Below are 18,220 nucleotides of genomic sequence, written 5' to 3'. Positions count from 1 at the left end.
ATACCCGTTTCTACAGGATATAGGGCGAAATGGCGCGCACGGTACTCAAGTTTGGCGGAACCTCAGTCGGAGACCTCGATCGCATTGCGAACGTGGCCGACATTGTGGCCGCTCGCGCAAAGCAGGGTGAGCATATGGCTGTGGTCGTTTCGGCCATGGCAGGGGAGACCAACAAGCTGGTCGCGCTGGCCGAGGGAGCTGCGGGCACCGAGCTGACCCGCGATCAGTTCGACGACGAGTATGATGTCGTCGTGGCCTCGGGCGAGCAGGTGACGGCGGGCCTTCTGGCACTGGCGCTGCGCAAGCGCGGCCTGAAGGCACGATCCTGGCTCGGCTGGCAGCTGAAGCTGAAAACCAACAAGAGCCACGGCAAGGCCCGCATCATGGGCTTTGACGATTCCCGCCTGCCGGATTCCATTGATGCGGGCGAGATCGCCGTGATCGCCGGTTTCCAGGGCGTGACCGAAGATGAGCGTGTCGCCACGCTCGGCCGGGGCGGGTCCGACACCAGTGCCGTGGCGGTCGCCGCCGCGCTGAACGCCCAGGTCTGCGACATCTATACCGATGTCGACGGCGTCTACACGACCGACCCGCGCATTGTTCCAAAGGCGCGGCGGATCGAAAAAATCTCGTTCGAGGAAATGCTCGAAATGGCTTCGCTGGGCGCCAAGGTCCTCCAGACCCGCTCAGTTGAGATGGCCATGAACCATAACGTGCCGGTGCGCGTGCTCTCCAGCTTCCTGAAGCCCGGAGAGCCCAATCCCGGAACCCTAGTCTGCGCAGAGGAAGAAATCGTGGAAAAGCAGGTTGTCAGCGGCGTCGCCTATTCGCGTGATGAGGCGAAGGTCACTCTTTACGGCATGCCGGACAAACCGGGCGTTTCGGCAAAACTGTTTGCCGCACTCGCCAAGGCCGGGGTCAATGTCGACATGATCGTCCAGGCCAATGCCCGTGGTCCGGACCGCGCCAACATGGTTTTTACCTGCACCGACCGAGACAGCCCGTTCGCAAAAGAGACGCTGGAAAAGATGCAGGACGAGCTCGGTTTTGAGTCGATGGAAGTCACACGCGATGTCTCCAAGGTCTCGATCATCGGCGTCGGCATGAAGAGCCATACGGGTGTCGCCGAGACGATGTTCCGCGCGCTTTCGGAGAAGAACATCAACATCGATGTCATCGCGACGTCCGAAATCAAGATTTCGGTCCTCATCGCAGCGCCTTATACGGAACTGGCCGTGCGGGCCCTGCACACTGCCTTCGGCCTTGACGCCGAGTAAGACCGCCTGCGACAAGCAGGACTAGATGGCCTACAATCTACCTGCCACGCGTCTGCTGATGAACCGCCTCCGCCAGATGATGGCAGAGGATGGAGAAGCACGTTCACGGCTCGACAATGTGGTCCGGCTGATCGCCTCCACCATGGTGGCGGATGTGTGCTCGATCTACCTGCGCGATCGCGGCGGCCAGCTTATCCTCATCGCGACCGAGGGCCTGAAGCCGGAAGCGGTCGGCAACACCCGCCTGTCGGCCAATGAAGGCCTTGTCGGCCTCGTGTCCCGCCGGGCCGAACCGATGGCGATTCAGGATGCGCCGCGTCATCCCTCCTTCTCCTATCGCCCGGAAACGGGGGAGGACCCGTTCCACGCCTTCCTCGGTGTGCCCATTCTGCGGGGCGGCCGGGTGATCGGCGTGTTGACCGCCCAGAACAGGACCGAACGGGTCTATGGCGATGAAGAGATCGACACGCTGCAGACCATCGCCATGGTGCTGGCAGAGATCGTCGACCGGATCGATCCCGAACACCTCGACAATGGCAACGGGCATGAGCGGACCCGCAATCCCGTCTCCCTGCGCGGGCGCGTTTTCTGCGAAGGCCTCGGCTATGGCCGCGCGGTGCTGCATGACCCGGTCGTGCCGGCGGCGAAATTCTTCGCCAGCGATCAGGAGCTTGAGGCGGAACGGCTGACCCGCGCGCTGAGCGGCCTCAGGAAATCGATTGACCGGATGATGGCCATCGATGGCGCTGTGCTGGGCGACGACCCGCGCGACGTGATGGAGACCTATCGCCTGCTGGCGCATGACCCGTCCTGGGCCGAGAAACTGCAGGAAGGTGTGCGTTCGGGCCTTTCCGCTGAAGCGTCGATCGACCGGGCCCGCCGCGAACACCGCGCCCGCCTGCAAAGCGCGCGTGACCCCTATCTGCGCGAGCGGCTGCATGACCTCGAAGACCTCGACAACCGCCTGTTGCGCATTCTGGGCGGGGACGAAGGCCGTCCGGAGATCAGCGAGGAACGCAGTGTTCTGGTGGCCCGGCGCCTCGGCCCGGCGGAATTGCTGGAATATGCGAATGCCGGCCTGCGCGGCATCCTGATGGAAGAGGCAGCAGCCTCGTCCCACGCCGCCATCGTGGCCCGCGCGCTCGGCATTCCGACGCTGGGCGGCATCGAGGGCCTGACGACTAGGATCGATCAGGGCGACTGGCTGATCGTCGATGCAGAGCAGGGCGTGCTGCACGTCCGCCCCGATGATGCGCTCTATGACGCCTACAAGGACCGGGTGGCCCTGCGCTCTGAGCGTCAGGCCGCCTATGCCGCCCTGCGCAACAAGCCCGCCCGGACAAAAGACGGAACAGACGTCCGCCTGATGCTGAATGCGGGCCTGGAGCTGGACCTCGACACGCTGGACCAGACCGGCGCTGACGGCGTGGGCCTGTTCCGGACCGAATTCCAGTTCCTGGTCTCCGAAACGCTGCCGCGGCTGGACGATCAGGTTCAGCTCTACCGCCGCGTGCTGGACAAATCGCTGGGCAAGAAGGTGATTTTCCGCACGCTGGACCTCGGCGGCGACAAGGTGCTGCCGGCGCTGAACCTGCAGCGGGAAGAAAACCCCGCGCTCGGCTGGCGGTCCATCCGGTTTGCGCTGGACCATCGCGGCCTGTTCCGCCGCCAGCTGCGCGCGCTGATCCGGGCTGCGGGGGAGAACGCGCTGACGGTCATGTTCCCGATGGTGACCGTGCCGAGCGAATTCTTTGCAGCCAAAGAGCTGCTGATGAAGGAAGTCGAATGGACCTACGAAGCGACTGGCAAACGTCCGTCTCGCATCGAGGTCGGCGTGATGCTGGAAACCCCGGCGCTGGCCTTCAGCCTGAAGGAACTGGCCGGCGAGGCAGAGTTCCTGTCGGTTGGCACCAACGATCTGATGCAGTTCTTCTATGCCGCCGACCGCATGACGCCGTCTGTCTCGGATCGGTACGACCTTGTTTCACCGAGCGCTTTGCGCTTCCTGAATATGGTTTCCGAAGAGTGCAGAACCCACGGAATCGGGATGTCCGCCTGCGGGGAGGCGACCGGTTCCAGCCTCTCGGCGCTCTGTTTCGTTGCGCTCGGGTTTACCAATCTTTCAATGTCTGCTGGATCGATCGGTCCAGTCAAACGTATGATCAGAAGCCTTGATCTTACAGCGTTTCGGGCCGATTTCATGGATGCGCTCGATAAACCGAACGATGCGTTCCGTAACCAGTTGTTAGCTCTTGCGGCTGAACATGGCGTGGAATTGGCGGAAGGTTGATAGATTGGCTCTGTGAGTTAACCTCACTCATGGACCATTTCTTGCGCGATGGTGGGACAAATCAGAACCATCACGGCTGTACTGGACGAACATGGCACACGACGACGACACCCTTCACGATCAGGCCGGGCCCGCGGCAGGGACCGAAGGCAAACCGTTGACTGACACCGAACGCTTCCTGCGCGCCAAAGAGATTTTCGAGTCCCGCTCCTATGAGGGCGAAGAGCTGCGCATGGGCCAGGTCCTGCGCCGGGTGCGCGAGGTCAAAGGCCTGGAATTGCAGGATGTTTCCACCGCGACCCTGCTGCGCCGGGACTATCTGATGTGGATCGAGCGCATGGAAGTCGGTGAACTTCCAGGCGGTGGCTACCTGACAGCCATTCTCGGCACCTATGCGAAATTCCTCGGGCTGCCCGAGAAGGACGTGATCGCAATCTACACCAAGGAATGCGGCGCCGTTCAGGAAGTGAAAGAGGCGGCACCTGTCCCGAAAATGGGCCAGATCGCTGCTGAAAAGGCCCGCTGGCCGCTGGCACTCGCCTCCGCGGCTGCCCTTGTGGCGCTCGCAGCCGGCGCAATCGGCGTGTCACAATTCATGCGGCCCGCGCCGGAAGTCACTGAATCGGCGGCCATCGTGGCGGTTAACGGCGCCCGAGACAGTCTGTTCGCAGAGTCTGAATCGCAGCGCCCGGTGCCGGATACGCTGCCGCTGGAACTGGTCGCTGTGCGTCAGGGCTGGCTGGAAGTGCGCGGCGCCGACGGCACGATCTTCCGCAGCCGCGTCATGGCGGCAGGCGAGACCTATTTCCCGCGCCTGAACGCCGGCTGGACCGTGTCGGCCCGCGACGGCGGCGCGTTCGAATGGCGGGTCGGCGACATCGTGGTCAGCCCGCTTGGCCCGGACGGCGCGGAAATGTTCTCCGTCAGTGTGGACGAGCAGCTGGCCCGTGCCGCGGAAGTCTCCGCCCCGGCCATGGCGGCCAATGGCGGCAGCAAAGCGACCCGCTGAGGCAGTTGAAGTTTCCGTAAACGCATTGCCGGATCGGCGCGAACGCGCCATCTAGGGGCCTTGAGGCACCAGAGGCACATGACATGAGCCACAATCCGATCCGTCCATGGCGCGACATCACGCGGCGCAAGTCCCGGCAGATCCGTGTCGGCGATGTGTTGGTCGGCGGGGATGCCCCCATCGCCGTCCAGACCATGACCAACACGCCGACCGAGGATGCGGCGGCCACCATCGCACAGATCCAGCGCGCGGCAGAGGCCGGCGCCGACATCGTGCGTGTGTCCTGCCCGACGGAAGACGCAACCGCCGCCATGCCGGAAATCTGCAAGGCGAGCCCTGTGCCGATCGTGGCGGACATCCATTTCCACTACAAACGCGGCATTGAGGCGGCAGATGCGGGCGCGGCCTGCCTGCGCATCAATCCGGGTAATATCGGCTCAGAAGCCCGCGTGAGGGAAGTCGTCGCGGCGGCCCGCGCCAATGGCTGCTCCATCCGGATCGGCGTGAATGGCGGCAGCCTGGAACGCCACCTGCTGGAAAAATACGGCGAGCCATGCCCGGATGCGATGGTGGAGAGCGCGCTCGACCATGCGCGCATTCTCGATGATCTCGGCTTCCACGAATACAAGATTTCGGTGAAGGCCTCCGACATGTTCCTCACCGTCGCGGCCTACCAGCAGCTGGCCGAAGCGACGGATGCGCCGCTGCACCTGGGCATTACAGAGGCCGGCGGGCTTCGTACGGGGACGGTCAAATCCTCGATCGGCATGGGTGCGCTGCTTTGGGCCGGCATCGGCGACACGATCCGCGTGTCTCTCTCCGCCGATCCGGTGGAAGAAGTCAAAGTCGGCTTCGAAATGCTGAAGTCGCTGGGCCTGCGCACGCGCGGCGTGAACATTGTGGCGTGCCCCTCGTGCGCGCGCCAGGGCTTCGACGTGATCAAGACGGTCGAGATCCTGGAACAGCGTCTCTCGCACATTCATGAGCCGATCTCGCTGTCCATTATCGGCTGTGTCGTCAACGGCCCGGGCGAAGCGGCGCTGACTGATCTCGGATTTACCGGCGGCGGCAAGGAAAGCGGCAAGATGTTCGTGGCCGGACGGCCGGATCACAATGTCTCCAATGCCGACATGATCGAGCACATTGTCGACCTCGTCGAGCAGAAGGCCGAACGCATGCGCGCCGAACGGGATGAAGCCGAAGTTGCGGCGGAGTAATCGCTAGAGCGGTTTGCAGCTGCTGTCCGGCACCAGCGCGGCGGCGGCATCATAGGCCTCCTGTGTCGCGGCCAGCCGTCGGACGAGGGCCAGAGCCTCAGGCTGTTTCACACGAACGACATCGGCGGAACCCTTTTCCGGAACCGCTTGCCCGTCCATTGCGACGATGACCCGCCGCACAATCGGTGTACCGGAGGCGCGGGCGTCGAGTGAGCCGGCATAGACATTGTCCGTCGTCGCGGCGAACACCGACAGGGACCCGTAATCGGGCCAGGCGGGCGCGGTCAGCTCGACCGGTCCGGATGACAGGTCGATCAGGCAAATGGTGTAGGCAAGATCGGGCGCGGGGCGTACCACTGTTTGCGTTTCCGGACTGGTGCGCGGGCTCATCCGCCAGACATTCTCCGTCAGGCCGCCTTCCATCATCCGGTCACGGACTTTGGTCATGATCTTGCCGGGCAGGGCATTCAGCACGACGAAATGCGCCAGGGCGCCGATGAGCAGAAACGCGGCCAGACCTGTCAGGAAACTTTTCATGATCCTTGCCCTCCGCAGGACACCCGCTCGATCCTCGGCGCAGGAAGCGTTGCTTCCGGATCGGCCAGCAGGGCTGGTGACGGTTTGTAGAGGCGCAGGGTCAGGTCGAAATCGCCTGCGGCGCGGCTGGAGACCCAGCCGCCGTCATCCGGTTGGTCTGTGGAAACAGTAAAGGCCCATGCCTCTGCGCTGCCTTCAGCAGCGGCTTCAGTCAGATCGTAGGAAAGCGCATCGTCCGTGTTGGGCGGAAGGCGGCTGTCCCCGTCATAGAGGGTGACGGACCACCAGAGCGCCGGCATGGCCGTACCGCTGACCCGGTAGGTGCAAGCTTCCTTCAATGGAGTGCCGTCCTGATCCGTCGCGCGGGTGAAGTAGACGGCTTCCTCCTTGGTCAGCGCCAGCAGGCCGTGGCGGGCGATGCGGGCGCGCGTCCACGGATTTGCGCTTGCGGAGCCGATAGTCCAGTCGCTCTGCCAGCCGCCGGCATCGACCCCGCCGGAAAGCCGCACGCCGGAGCCAATCATGCCCGCCATGACGAGGGCGGAGACGGCACCGGCGCCGAGGCCAAGGACGCTGCCAATCAGGAGAGGGATCAGTTTCATGCCGGCAGGTTAGCGGGGCCGCCGCGCTGCGCAAACATGAAACTGATCGGGAGAGCCTATTCCGCCGGGACGGGAACACGGGACATTTTCGCGGCCGGCTTCAGTCCGAAAAGGGGACGCAGGAAGCCGACGCGGCGGATGACCAGTTCGTGCAGCAGGGCGCAGCCGCCGAATGTGGCGAGGATCACCAGCGGCACCTCGACCCAGACGCCGAGGCCCTGACGGGTCAGCCAGTAGCCGGCCATGACCGTGATCGTCTGGTGCAGAATGTACCAGGGGAAGATCGCCTCGGTCATATAAGTGAGTGCGCGGCTGGGGCGGTTCAGGTAGCGCTGAGCCAGGCCGAGCATGGAAACAATGGCCAGCCAGGCATAGAAGATCCGTGCGATACGGGCTGGCCAGACCAGCCAGTTCCAGTCGGCGCTTTCGGCCATGGCGTCCCAGTTCGCCCAGAGCGGGGTGAGCACCGCGCCTAGCAGCAACATGCCGGTGACGGCGAAGGGCAGGACCCGGCGGATCGCGCTCCAGAAGTTGCGGTCCTTGGCCAGCAGGAAGCCGATCATCAGAATGGTCAGGCTATGGGCGTGATTGGCCCAGTCATTTGTCAGATCATGCGTCGTCCGGAAATAGGGGTCGAGCGTGAAGCGGTAGAGGATGAACGGGGTCACCGGCAGGACAAGGGCGACGAAAGGCCCCCAACGGCCAGCGAACAGGAATTCGGTGATGCGCGCCCCGGTGCCGGTCATGAACCGGGCCAGCGGCGAAGCGACCGGGGCCAGCATCAGCGTGTAGACCAGCAGGTAGACGACGTACCAGAGGTGGTTCCACGTCGGGGTCGTGATGGAGAAATCGGACCCGAAATCGAGATATTGCGGCCAGAACTGCCAGAAGCTGCCGGAGAACTCGCCGCTTTCCACCAGCTGCAGCCAGCTCTGCGGCGCCACGATGACAATCATGCCGAACAGGATGGGCAGGCCAAGACGAACGACGCGTTCCCGCGCGAGTTTCGATCCGCCGAGCTTGTCCGCCGCGAAGCGCAGGGCGACGCCGGAAATGAAGAAAAGGAGCGCGAGGCGCCAGGGGTTCAGCAGCATCATCGCCCATTCGGCGCCGGGACTGACATGCACGCTTTTCACGTGCCAGTCCCACGTCACGTAGAACATGCCGGTGTGGTAAAAGATGAGCAGGCCGAAAGCGATGACGCGCAGCCAGTCGAGATCGTAACGGCGGGGGAAGGCAGGGGCCTTGGGCGGTGCGGGCATGGGGTAACTCCTTGTCTCTGGAGCGCACACTGCCGCTGGCCCTGTGGCACGTCAGCGGGGAAGGGCTATGGGGTGGATCGGTGGGACAAACGGCCCATCCCGGGGATGAACGGCGGCACTGAGGGATGAAATTTTGCCGTTTGCCTTCCGGTTCTCACGAGGAATGTGGCAGGAGTGGCGAGATGAATGCGCCGACTCGCCACCCCGAGACCGAAGCCGACCGTCAGGCAGATCGCTGGGCCTTGGCGGGCTTTGTCATTTTCATGCTGGCCTCATTCGTGATCCAGGCGACCTCGATCCAACTGGAGGACCGGCATGCCCGGCTGGAGCCATGGGTGCGGGAGGGGGCATCGCATCTCTCCCTCCTGTGCCTCGTTCCGTTCTTTCCCCGCATCCTGGACATTGCGCCGCTGTCGCTGCGGCGCTGGCGCTGGTCTGTGCCGGTACATCTCGTCGCCTGCCTCGCCTTTACCGTGCTGCACGTGCTCGGCTTCGTCCTGCTGCGAAAGCTGACCTATCCGCTGGTCCTGGATCACACCTACACATTCGGCCTCTCCGATCCGATCAACTGGATCTATGAGGGGCGCAAGGACGCTTATGGCTACGGCATCACGATGCTGACCTTCGCGCTGGCCCGCATGGCGATGCAGAACAGGCTCGAATCCCGCGCCGTGGATGAAGTGGCATCGCGCGAGCAGCGCCTGATGCTGAAATCCGGCGGGCGGACCATCATGCTGAATGCAGGGGACGTCATCCATGCCAAGGCCGCGGGAAACTATGTCGAGGTGAGCACGGCCGGAAAGACGCATCTGGTCCGCATGACGCTGACAGAGCTGGAACGTCTACTGGAGGAGACCGGCGGTCACCATGTGCGCGTCCACAGATCTCACATAGTCAATCTTGATCATGCCATGGTCATCACGCCGACAGGGGAGGGGGATGCGATGATCGAGCTCGATACCGGCGAAACCGTGCCAGGTTCGCGCCGCTACCGGGACCGTTATGCGCAAACCGCATAAGCACTATTTCGTGAGGGGACTGGCCCGGACCGGGAATATTGGTAAGGGTCGCCGGCGGTGAGGCAGTTCATGAATACAGGTAATCTATGATCCGCCCTATACTCTGGTTCCTCGCCCGTCTGCCGCTTCTCGTCCTGATCCTTGTCGTGGCGCTCGTCATGTCGAGCTGCACGATGCTCGGCATGAATTATGCGAGCCTCGACACCGACAACAAGCCCGCCCCAGTGCCTGCGCTGGACCTGCCCGCGATTACGGCGGAAGGCAGCCCGCAGCGTGAGGCGCTGAAGCAGAAATTCGAGGACGTGCTCTACGGGCCATGGCCTGCCGGCATGCCGGTCAGCTATGGCGACTGGCAGATGATCGACCCGGAATACCTGGATGGGCGCGGCACGCTGGAAGAAGTGGAAATCACCATCGGCAGTGGCGATGGGGCCCGGACATTTACCCTCGTCACCGCCTTCCCGAAGGCGTCGGGACCGGTACCCATTGTGATCAGCCAGACCTTTGCCGACACGTGCTCCGTTTTCCCGGACGAGCCGGTTACCAATGCCGAAGGGCAGGTCTGCGACGGCGGCATGATGGAAGGCTTTCCCGGCTGGGCCGCAACGCAGATCTTCGGCACCTATATCGCGCTGGCGCCGGTGGAGCGGTATTTCGATGCCGGGCTTGCCTATGCCAGCTTCTATGCTTCCGATTTCGTGCCGGACAGCCGCAAGCAAGCCCCGCCGACCATGGCTGCGCTCGGCGGGCCGGTGAACCCGACATCCGCCCTGATGGCCTGGGCCTACAGTTTCTCTGCCGCCGTTGACGTGCTCGATGCAGATCCGCGCATCGATCCGAAGGGTATTGGCGTGATGGGGCATTCCCGGCACGGCAAGTCGGCCCTGATGGCAGCGGTCTGGGACCGGCGCATTGCCGCTGTCGTGGCGCACCAGTCAGGCTTTGCGGGCGCCTCCTTGTCGCGGTCGCTGACCGGCGAACGCCTTGATCGGATGGCAAAAGCCTATCCGCACTGGCTGGCGCCCGAAGCACAGGACTGGACCGACCGACTGGAGGACATCCCGGTAGATCAGCACGAACTTCTGGCGCTGGTCGCACCGACGCCGGTCCTGCTGGGCAATGGCCGCCGCGACGTCTGGTCTGACCCGAATTCCTCCTTCCGGGCCGCAGAGGCGGCAAGCGCAGCCTATGAAGCGACCGGGCATGCCGGTCTGACTGCGTCCGGTATGCGGGACTTCGATCCGGCAGCTGGAATTTCCTGGTGGCTGCGCCCCGGCGGGCACAGCGTGGTGTCGGAGGATATCGACGCTTTCACGGTGTTCCTGCACACTCACCTCGTCGGGGAAGGCGCCTCACAATACGCTGTTCACTAAAGGCAAAGCGCAGTAAGCGTAAGAAAAACAGTGCTTAGGGAGGGCACCCATGCCAATCAATGTTGGATTTCTTTACCCTGTTCTCGCCCTTGTGGTGTGGACGCTTGTTATGTGGCTGTGGATGTATGCGACGCGCATTCCGGCGATGCAGAAAGCGCAGATCAATCCTGACGAAGCGCGCCATCCCGGCACTTATGTCGACAGGATGCCGGCGAACGTCCGGTCGGTGGCCGACAATTACAACCACCTGCACGAACAGCCGACGATCTTCTACGCCCTGATGTTCTTCGCCGCGCTGACTGGCGGGGGCGATCATGTCGCGACCTACCTCGCCTGGGCCTATGTCGGCCTGCGGGTGGTGCATTCCTTCGTGCAGATCCTGTCGCCGAAAGTGACGCTGCGGTTCATGATGTTTGCGCTTGGCTCGCTGACGCTGTTCATCCTGGCCGGCAAGGAAGTGGTCCGCATCCTCACGCTGGCATAGAACCGCCGGAAGGGGCTTACCAGTTGCCGTAAACGGCTCTAGAGAAGCCGCCATGGCAAGCATTTCTAATTCCCGCCTCGAGCAGGTGATCGACCGATTTGAAGAAGTCGAGGCGCGCATGGGCGCGACCTCGGATACGGCCGAGATCATCGCGCTGTCGAAGGAACATGCGGAACTGAAGCCCGTCGTCGAAAAGGCGAGGGACCTTCTGAATTCGCGCAAGGGTCTGAAAGAGGCCCAGGCGCTGGCATCTGGCAGTGACAAGGAAATGGCCGAGCTGGCCGAGATGGAAATCGAGGAACTGAAGGAGAAGCTGCCTGAGCTTGAGCAGGAAATGCAGATCCTCCTGTTGCCGAAGGATGTCGATGACACGGCCGATATTGTGCTGGAAATCCGCGCCGGAACCGGCGGGGACGAGGCGGCGATTTTTGCCGGTGACCTCTTCCGCATGTATTCGCGCTATGCCCAGCTGATGGGCTGGAAGGTGGACGTGGTCGATGCATCACCGGGCGATGCGGGCGGCTACAAGGAGATTGTCGCCAACGTGTCTGGCGATGGCGTGTTTGGCCATATGAAATGGGAAAGCGGCGTGCACCGGGTGCAACGCGTTCCGGCCACCGAGACGCAGGGCCGGATCCACACATCCGCGGCAACCGTCGCCGTGCTGCCCGCGCCGGAAAATATCGAGATCGACATCAAGCCGGAAGACATCCGTATCGATACAATGCGCTCCTCCGGGGCAGGCGGGCAGCACGTCAACACGACCGACTCCGCAGTGCGCATCACGCACCTGGCAACGGGTATCATGGTGACGAGTTCCGAAAAGTCGCAGCACGTGAACCGTGAGAAGGCGATGGATCAGCTGAAGATCCGGCTTTATGAGAAGCAGCGAGCTGAAGCCGATGCCGAGCGTGCCGAGGCGCGGGCCAGCCAGATCGGCTCCGGCGATCGCAGCCAGAAAGTACGCACCTACAACTATCCGGAAAACCGCGTGACCGATCACAGGATCGGCCTGACGCTTTATTCGTTGGACCGGATCATTTCGGGCGACAAGCTGCAGGACGTGATCGAAGCGCTGATTACGGAAGACCAGGCGCGCAAGCTCGCTGCCATGGAAGACGCAGGCTGACCGCCGAAGCAGGCGTCAGGATGGAGGTATCCGGCGTGCAGATCTATCAGGAGCTTCTCCGCGACGGCGTAAACCGCCTGCGCGAAGCCGGCATCGAAGAAGCCGGCCATGAGGTGCGCCGGATGCTTATGGCTGCGTCCGGCCTATCCCGCACGGGGCTGATCTCTGCCGAAACGGACGCGGTGCCTCACGAGGTTGCAAGCCGTTTCGGCGAAATGCTCCGTAAGCGGCAGACACGGCAACCGCTCCAACACATTCTCGGTTCGACCGAGTTCTATGGTCTCGAATTCCTTTGCGATGGGCGCGCGCTGATCCCGCGACCGGACAGTGAAGTGGTGGTGGAGGCCGCCCTGCGCCGGATCCCGGAAGGGGAGGCGATGATTGTCGCAGACCTTGGTACGGGAACGGGCTGCCTTCTGGCGGCCATCCTCGCCAACCGTCCGCGCGTCCGGGGTGTCGGCGTTGAGGCGAGTCCGCAGGCGGCGAGCCTGGCGCGTGAAAACCTCACCCGGCTGAAGCTTCAGGACCGTTCGACCGTTTTCGAAGGAAGCTGGGCAGACTGGCGGGATTGGCAGACGGCGGACCTGGTCATTTCCAACCCTCCCTACATCGCCAGCAGCGAGATTGCCGGTCTTGCGCCGGAAGTCCGTGCGCATGATCCGGTTTCCGCGCTGGACGGTGGCGAGGACGGGCTGTTCGCCTATCGGGAGATAATCGAACTCGCCAGGGACTATCTGAAACCCGGTGCGTGGCTGGTTTTCGAGATTGGCCACGACCAGAAAGAAGCGGTGTCCGGATTGCTCGAGTTGGCAGAATTTACCGAAATCGGGGTCTCAAAAGACCTTGGCGGAAATGATCGTGCCGTATGGGGCCGGAAACCTGAAAAGTGATACTTACATTTTCGCTTGGCGGCCAAGGCATTACAGGATAGAAGAATCGTGTGAAACGAGATGAGCGGGTTCCGTTGGTTTCCCTCTTCGATCACAGGCTTCGCGCAAAAAATGGGGCTGTGGCCAGCTGAACAAAGGGCCAGCGCGACGGAATGCCTGCACAGACTAGCAGGCGCATGAACATGGGACTGACTTCATGAAACGCTCACGCGGGCGCAACCGCCGGTCAGGCGGTAACAACCAGAACAATTTCAACAATCCGAACCGGCACTTCGAATCTGTCGGACCGGACGTGAAAATCCGCGGGTCTGCCCAGCAGGTGCTTGAAAAGTACCAGCAGTATGCGCGCGATGCCCAGACCAGCGGTGACCGCATTCTCTCGGAAGCCTATTATCAGTTTGCCGAACATTACCAGCGCATCGTTGCCAAGCAGCAGGAAGCGCGGGATCGCCAGCAGCAACAGCGCGGCGGCAGCCGCGATGAGCGCGACCAGAACCGCCGTGACAATCCCCGCAATGACGGCGATGACAATTCGAATGAGTCCGGAAAGGACGAGTCTGAAAAGACCGAAGCCAGCGTCGAGCGCCGTGATGCTCCGTCGAAGCAGGACGACAGCGGCGATGACGCCATGCGGGTCATTGATGAGGATACCGCCTCCGACGAATCCAGCGCGTCTTCGGACGATGACGACAAGGACGACAAGCAGAAGCCGCGCCGCAAGAGCCCGCGTCGCAAGACCTACAAGAGCGGGGAAAATGAGTCTTCAGACGATTCCGATCCGTCCGATGGTGTGTTGAAGACGGTTTCCCGCGGCCGCCGCAAGGCCAAGGACGAGGAAGCGGAAACGTCCGCCGAAACGACCGACTGAGCGAACAGGCTCCGTCGCAAACAAACAGCCCGGTGCGCTTCAGGCGGCCGGGCTTTTTCTTGTGTGAGCCTTCCCGCCGCAGGGGAGTTGCAACACCGGAATCTGTTCCCACATTGGCTATGAAGGACAATGGCACTGCCGCTAAGCGGGGCGCCGGAATCCCGAAACAAATCTGCCTTTGAAAGGGGATGATACATGAATATTGAGCAATATACCGAGCGGGCCCGGGCCATTATCCAGGGCGCTCAGACAGCCGCATTGGCGGCTGGCCATCAGGTTCTGACACCTGCCCATGTCCTGAAGGAGATGCTGGAGGATCGCGACCAGTTGGCCGTGAACCTCATCCGTGCGAGCGGCGGCCGGCCTGAACTTGTGGTTCAAGGCGTCGACACGGCGCTCGGCAAGATCCCGAAAGTTTCCGGCTCGAACACCGGCCTGCGCCTTGAGCAGGCTGGGGCGAAACTGTTCCAGGATGCTGAAGCCGGGGCCAAGAAGGCGGGCGATTCCTTCGTAACAACCGAACGCCTTTTGCTGGCGATTGCCGGCCTCACCGGTGATCCGGCTGCAAATGTTCTGAAGGATGCTGGTGTGACACCAAAAGGGCTGGAAGGGGCGATTGCCCAGCTGCGCCAGGGGCGCACAGCCGACAGCGCCAATGCCGAAGAAGGCTATGAAGCCCTCAAGAAATATGCCCGTGACCTGACCCAGGATGCGCGCGACGGCAAGCTCGACCCGGTCATCGGCCGTGACGAGGAAATCCGCCGCACGATCCAGGTCCTGTCGCGCCGGACCAAGAACAACCCTGTCCTGATCGGTGAGCCCGGCGTGGGTAAAACAGCAATTGCCGAAGGCCTCGCCCTGCGTATCGTCAATGGGGATGTGCCGGAAAGCCTGAAGGACAAGAAGCTGCTCGCCCTCGATATGGGCGCGCTGATTGCCGGCGCGAAGTTTCGCGGTGAATTCGAGGAACGCCTGAAAGCAGTGCTGAATGAAGTGCAGCAGGCCGAAGGCGGCATCATCCTGTTCATCGACGAGATGCATACGCTGGTCGGGGCCGGGAAGGGCGACGGGGCGATGGACGCCTCGAACCTGTTGAAGCCGGCGCTCGCCCGCGGTGAGCTCCACTGTGTTGGTGCCACGACGCTGGATGAATACCGGAAATATGTCGAAGGCGACCCGGCACTTGCCCGCCGCTTCATGGCCGTGTTCGTGGACGAGCCGACCGTGGAAGACACGATCTCGATCCTCCGTGGCCTGAAGGGCCGGTATGAGGCCCACCATGGCGTACGCGTATCGGATGCGGCGATCGTTTCGGCGGCCACGCTGTCGAACCGCTACATCACGGACCGCTTCCTGCCGGACAAGGCCATCGACCTGATGGACGAAGCGGCCTCACGCCTGCGCATGCAGGTGGACTCCAAGCCGGAAGAACTGGACGAGATCGACCGCCGCCTGCTGCAGCTGAAGATCGAAGCCGAAGCGCTGAAGAAAGAGAAGGATGCTGCCTCCAAAGAGCGTCTCAACACGCTTGAGGAAGAGATTGCAGAATTGCAGGCCCATTCCGATGAGCTGACGACGGCCTGGAGCGCCGAGAAGAACAAGCTGAAAGGCGCTGCTACTGCGAAGGAGCAGCTGGACCGGGCCTATGCCGAAATGGCCGAAGCCCAGCGCCAGGGTGATCTCGCCAAGGCATCCGAGCTGAAGTTCGCGACCATTCCGCAGCTGGAAAAACTGATCCGGGAAACCGAGAGCAGCGAAGATGGCGGCGGCGGTGTCGTCTCCGAAGTTGTGAAACCTGAAGACATCGCGGCGGTCGTCTCGAAGTGGACGGGCATTCCCGTCGACAAGATGATGGAAGGCGAGCGCGAGAAGCTGCTGAAGATGGAGGACGCCCTGCGCAAGCGGGTCGTTGGCCAGGACCCGGCCCTTGAAGCTGTATCCAACGCCGTGCGCCGCGCGCGTGCCGGCCTGCAGGACCCGAACCGTCCGATCGGCTCGTTCCTGTTCGTCGGTCCGACCGGTGTCGGTAAGACGGAGCTGACCAAGGCGCTCGCCGAATTCATGTTTGACGACGACACGGCCATCTTGCGGCTCGACATGTCGGAGTTCTCGGAGAAGCACTCCGTGGCCCGCCTGATCGGCGCGCCTCCCGGCTATGTCGGATATGATGAAGGCGGCGTGCTGACCGAAGCGGTCCGCCGGCGTCCTTATCAGGTCGTGCTGTTCGACGAGGTCGAGAAGGCCCACCCGGATCTGTTCAACACGCTGCTTCAGGTGCTGGACGATGGCCGCCTGACAGATGGCCAGGGCCGGACCGTGGACTTCAAGAACACGATCATCATCATGACGTCGAACCTCGGCGCCGATGCGCTGGCCTCAGGTGAGGAAGGCGATATCTCCGAGAGTGCGAAAGATGCGGTGATGGGGGCCATCCGGGCGCACTTCCGTCCGGAGTTCATCAACCGGATCGACGAGATCGTCTTCTTCAAACGGCTGGGCCGCGGCGAGATCGACCACATCGTCGACATCCAGATGGAGCGCCTCGAAGGCCTGCTGAAGGACCGAAAGATGAAGCTGGAGCTCAGCCTCGACGCCCGCAACTGGCTGGCCGCCCGCGGTTATGACCCGGTCTATGGCGCTCGTCCGTTGAAGCGCGTGATCCAGAAGGAGCTTCAGGACCCGCTGGCCCGGCTGCTTCTGGAAGGCCGGATTCATGATGGCGAAACCATCAAGATCGGCGTGGAAGGCGATCAGCTCTCCATCAACGGCGTCCCGAACGACTTCGCCAAGGGCGCAGCTGTTCTGAACTAAGCAACGTCACATCAAACGGAAACGGCGCAGGAAAACCTGCGCCGTTTTCTTTTTTCTGCGGGTTTGCTGTGCCTCAGGGGGAGGGTGGGTTCATTGGCAGCGAAACGCTGAGCAGGGACCCGCCCTCTTCGGCGCGGATCGCATCGATCTCGTCACGGGTTTTCAGGAATTCATCCATCATGAGCGGCGTCTCGGCCAGTTTGCGGCCGGTGGGCAGTTTCAGCTTCATCGCGTTTACCGGCTTGCCATTGATGTACACCTCATAGTGCAGGTGGGGTCCTGTGGAGGCGCCTGTTGATCCGACATAACCAATGATTTCGCCCTGACGCACACGGCGCCCTTTGCGCAGGCCGCGGGCATAGCGCGACAGGTGGGCATAAGCTGTTTTGTAGCCATTGGCGTGGCGAACGATGATGTAATTGCCATAGCCGCCGCGGCGGGCGGCCCATTCGACCGTGCCGTTACCGGCCGCATAAACCGGTGTGCCGGTCGGCGCGGCGAAGTCCGTGCCCTTGTGCAGGCGGGTATAGCCGGAAATCGGATGGACGCGGTTCCCGAAGGAAGAGGAAAGCCGCGCGCCGTTGATCGGCGTCTTCATCAGGAATTTCGTAGCGCTTTCACCATTGAAATCGAAGTAATCGGTCTCGCCATCGTCTGAGGGCGCGAAGCGGTAGAAGCTGCGCGTCAGGGCCTGGCCGTTAAGGGCGGCGTAGATCAGGTTGCCGGTCTTTACCGGGTGCCCGGCCTCATCGGTGTACGTTTCGTACACCATTTCGAAGGAGTCGCCTGGGTGAATTTCGCGTTGGAAGTCAACGTCGTAGGCGAAGACGGAGGCGAAGTCGACGACTTGCTGGTCCCCCGCGCCGAGGTTCAATGCCGTTTCATAGATCGAGGTTTCGATCGGGGCGCCGACGCGGTGATATTGCGGAATCAGACGCGCATTCAGGGCCGCGGCGGTCCAGCCGCCGTCCGCGCCGCGTTTGATGAACAGGTTCCGCCCAGCCTCGGCCTTCACGTTGAGGGCACTGAGATGCCCGTCATCCAGGAATACTTCGGCTTCAAGACCGGGCAGAAGTCGCCGCGGATCGATCAGGTCCTGGTCGTAAAGGGTCTGAAGGGCACTGGCCGCTTCGTTTGCGGGGGCGCCGAGACGTTGGACGAGGCCGGTCAGCGTCTCGCGGCGGGCCAGCGTGCCGGTCGCCGTCTGCAGCGGCGTTGCGGGTGGCTCAATATCTGTGGCGGTCAGCAGGGTCGTCGCCAGCGGCGGTGGGGCGGGGGCTGCTTCTGCGGCGCCCGGCCCGTTCTGGCCGTTCGGTCCGGCGATCAGCAGACCCGCAAGGGCCGAGCCTGTTCCCAGTACCAGCAGCGCAACAAGGCTCTTCACGCCATGCGAAAGAGTCGAGCGCGCTGGCGCCTGGGGTTCGGTCGTCTGTTGAGTGTCTTGCATGCTGC

At 62.7% G+C, this 18,220-nt stretch carries 15 protein-coding genes; 11 read left to right on the top strand and 4 right to left on the bottom strand.

Going from position 1 to position 18,220, the window contains the following annotated elements; genetic code table 11:
* Nucleotides 1-29: 29 nt before the first annotated feature.
* The 4 genes from HY26_RS00755 (at nucleotide 30) to ispG (ending at nucleotide 5,793) form a co-directional block, all read left to right on the top strand.
* Nucleotides 30-1,277 carry an aspartate kinase gene (locus HY26_RS00755; RefSeq protein WP_034769192.1) on the top strand — a complete coding sequence of 416 codons (1,248 nt, stop codon included), beginning with the start codon at nucleotides 30-32 and terminating at the stop codon, nucleotides 1,275-1,277.
* Between the two features lie 25 nt (nucleotides 1,278-1,302).
* Nucleotides 1,303-3,567, top strand: coding sequence for a phosphoenolpyruvate--protein phosphotransferase (ptsP, locus tag HY26_RS00750; protein WP_034769190.1), 2,265 nt, complete (start codon nucleotides 1,303-1,305; stop codon nucleotides 3,565-3,567).
* A gap of 91 nt (nucleotides 3,568-3,658) precedes the next feature.
* Nucleotides 3,659-4,576 carry a helix-turn-helix domain-containing protein gene (locus HY26_RS00745; protein ID WP_034769188.1) on the top strand — a complete coding sequence of 306 codons (918 nt, stop codon included), beginning with the start codon at nucleotides 3,659-3,661 and terminating at the stop codon, nucleotides 4,574-4,576.
* Between the two features lie 83 nt (nucleotides 4,577-4,659).
* The gene (gene ispG, locus HY26_RS00740; protein WP_034769186.1) at nucleotides 4,660-5,793 is read left to right on the top strand and encodes a flavodoxin-dependent (E)-4-hydroxy-3-methylbut-2-enyl-diphosphate synthase; all 1,134 of its coding nucleotides are present in this window, start codon (nucleotides 4,660-4,662) and stop codon (nucleotides 5,791-5,793) included.
* Nucleotides 5,794-5,796: 3 nt separating this feature from the next.
* Here ispG and HY26_RS00735 read toward each other — a convergent pair whose 3' ends face one another.
* From HY26_RS00735 to HY26_RS00725, 3 genes are read right to left on the bottom strand one after another with little or no spacing between them, the layout of a single operon-like run.
* Nucleotides 5,797-6,330, bottom strand: coding sequence for a DUF1254 domain-containing protein (locus tag HY26_RS00735; RefSeq protein ID WP_034769184.1), 534 nt, complete (start codon nucleotides 6,328-6,330; stop codon nucleotides 5,797-5,799).
* On the bottom strand, nucleotides 6,327-6,932 hold the full coding sequence (locus tag HY26_RS00730; protein WP_034769183.1) for a DUF1214 domain-containing protein: 606 nt from the start codon (nucleotides 6,930-6,932) through the stop codon (nucleotides 6,327-6,329). Before HY26_RS00730 ends, HY26_RS00735 begins: the two co-directional genes overlap by 4 nt.
* Nucleotides 6,933-6,988: 56 nt before the next feature.
* A complete protein-coding gene (locus HY26_RS00725) occupies nucleotides 6,989-8,194 on the bottom strand; it encodes an acyltransferase family protein (RefSeq protein WP_034769181.1) in 1,206 nt (401 codons plus the stop codon).
* A 182-nt stretch (nucleotides 8,195-8,376) separates the two neighbouring features.
* Here HY26_RS00725 and HY26_RS00720 point away from each other — a divergent pair, with 182 nt between their 5' ends.
* From HY26_RS00720 to clpB, 7 genes are all read left to right on the top strand, one after another.
* Nucleotides 8,377-9,213 carry a LytTR family DNA-binding domain-containing protein gene (locus HY26_RS00720; RefSeq protein ID WP_034769179.1) on the top strand — a complete coding sequence of 279 codons (837 nt, stop codon included), beginning with the start codon at nucleotides 8,377-8,379 and terminating at the stop codon, nucleotides 9,211-9,213.
* A gap of 86 nt (nucleotides 9,214-9,299) precedes the next feature.
* On the top strand, nucleotides 9,300-10,586 hold the full coding sequence (locus tag HY26_RS00715; RefSeq protein WP_034769177.1) for an alpha/beta hydrolase: 1,287 nt from the start codon (nucleotides 9,300-9,302) through the stop codon (nucleotides 10,584-10,586).
* A gap of 49 nt (nucleotides 10,587-10,635) precedes the next feature.
* Nucleotides 10,636-11,070: an MAPEG family protein gene (locus HY26_RS00710; protein WP_034769175.1), complete on the top strand. Its 435-nt coding sequence runs from the start codon at nucleotides 10,636-10,638 to the stop codon at nucleotides 11,068-11,070.
* Between the two features lie 52 nt (nucleotides 11,071-11,122).
* The gene (gene prfA / locus HY26_RS00705) at nucleotides 11,123-12,199 is read left to right on the top strand and encodes a peptide chain release factor 1 (RefSeq protein ID WP_034769173.1); all 1,077 of its coding nucleotides are present in this window, start codon (nucleotides 11,123-11,125) and stop codon (nucleotides 12,197-12,199) included.
* A gap of 35 nt (nucleotides 12,200-12,234) precedes the next feature.
* Nucleotides 12,235-13,089 (top strand): peptide chain release factor N(5)-glutamine methyltransferase, encoded by an 855-nt coding sequence (gene prmC / locus HY26_RS00700; RefSeq protein WP_158531379.1) that lies wholly within the window; start codon nucleotides 12,235-12,237, stop codon nucleotides 13,087-13,089.
* Between the two features lie 196 nt (nucleotides 13,090-13,285).
* Nucleotides 13,286-13,957 (top strand): DUF4167 domain-containing protein, encoded by a 672-nt coding sequence (locus HY26_RS00695; protein ID WP_112072742.1) that lies wholly within the window; start codon nucleotides 13,286-13,288, stop codon nucleotides 13,955-13,957.
* Nucleotides 13,958-14,152: 195 nt separating this feature from the next.
* Nucleotides 14,153-16,768 (top strand): ATP-dependent chaperone ClpB, encoded by a 2,616-nt coding sequence (gene clpB / locus HY26_RS00690; protein WP_112072741.1) that lies wholly within the window; start codon nucleotides 14,153-14,155, stop codon nucleotides 16,766-16,768.
* A gap of 73 nt (nucleotides 16,769-16,841) precedes the next feature.
* Here the strand turns inward: clpB and HY26_RS00685 are convergent, their stop codons facing one another.
* On the bottom strand, nucleotides 16,842-18,215 hold the full coding sequence (locus tag HY26_RS00685) for a M23 family metallopeptidase (RefSeq protein WP_112072740.1): 1,374 nt from the start codon (nucleotides 18,213-18,215) through the stop codon (nucleotides 16,842-16,844).
* Nucleotides 18,216-18,220: the final 5 nt, after the last annotated feature.

It is taken from the genome of Hyphomonas sp. GM-8P, assembly GCF_003263315.1.
Taxonomy (GTDB): domain Bacteria; phylum Pseudomonadota; class Alphaproteobacteria; order Caulobacterales; family Hyphomonadaceae; genus Hyphomonas.
The sequence above is the reverse complement of the archived record's forward strand: the minus strand, read 5'-3'. Positions and strand labels throughout refer to the sequence as shown.

Coding starts and splice junctions, on each gene's coding strand:
- HY26_RS00695 (WP_112072742.1), top strand. CDS start 13,286: ATGAAACGCTCACGCGGGCGCAACCGCCGGTCAGGCGGTAACAACCAG.
- clpB (WP_112072741.1), top strand. CDS start 14,153: ATGAATATTGAGCAATATACCGAGCGGGCCCGGGCCATTATCCAGGGC.
- HY26_RS00720 (WP_034769179.1), top strand. CDS start 8,377: ATGAATGCGCCGACTCGCCACCCCGAGACCGAAGCCGACCGTCAGGCA.
- ptsP (WP_034769190.1), top strand. CDS start 1,303: ATGGCCTACAATCTACCTGCCACGCGTCTGCTGATGAACCGCCTCCGC.
- HY26_RS00730 (WP_034769183.1), bottom strand. CDS start 6,932: ATGAAACTGATCCCTCTCCTGATTGGCAGCGTCCTTGGCCTCGGCGCC.
- prfA (WP_034769173.1), top strand. CDS start 11,123: ATGGCAAGCATTTCTAATTCCCGCCTCGAGCAGGTGATCGACCGATTT.
- HY26_RS00715 (WP_034769177.1), top strand. CDS start 9,300: ATGATCCGCCCTATACTCTGGTTCCTCGCCCGTCTGCCGCTTCTCGTC.
- HY26_RS00710 (WP_034769175.1), top strand. CDS start 10,636: ATGCCAATCAATGTTGGATTTCTTTACCCTGTTCTCGCCCTTGTGGTG.
- HY26_RS00735 (WP_034769184.1), bottom strand. CDS start 6,330: ATGAAAAGTTTCCTGACAGGTCTGGCCGCGTTTCTGCTCATCGGCGCC.
- HY26_RS00685 (WP_112072740.1), bottom strand. CDS start 18,215: ATGCAAGACACTCAACAGACGACCGAACCCCAGGCGCCAGCGCGCTCG.
- HY26_RS00755 (WP_034769192.1), top strand. CDS start 30: ATGGCGCGCACGGTACTCAAGTTTGGCGGAACCTCAGTCGGAGACCTC.
- ispG (WP_034769186.1), top strand. CDS start 4,660: ATGAGCCACAATCCGATCCGTCCATGGCGCGACATCACGCGGCGCAAG.
- HY26_RS00725 (WP_034769181.1), bottom strand. CDS start 8,194: ATGCCCGCACCGCCCAAGGCCCCTGCCTTCCCCCGCCGTTACGATCTC.
- HY26_RS00745 (WP_034769188.1), top strand. CDS start 3,659: ATGGCACACGACGACGACACCCTTCACGATCAGGCCGGGCCCGCGGCA.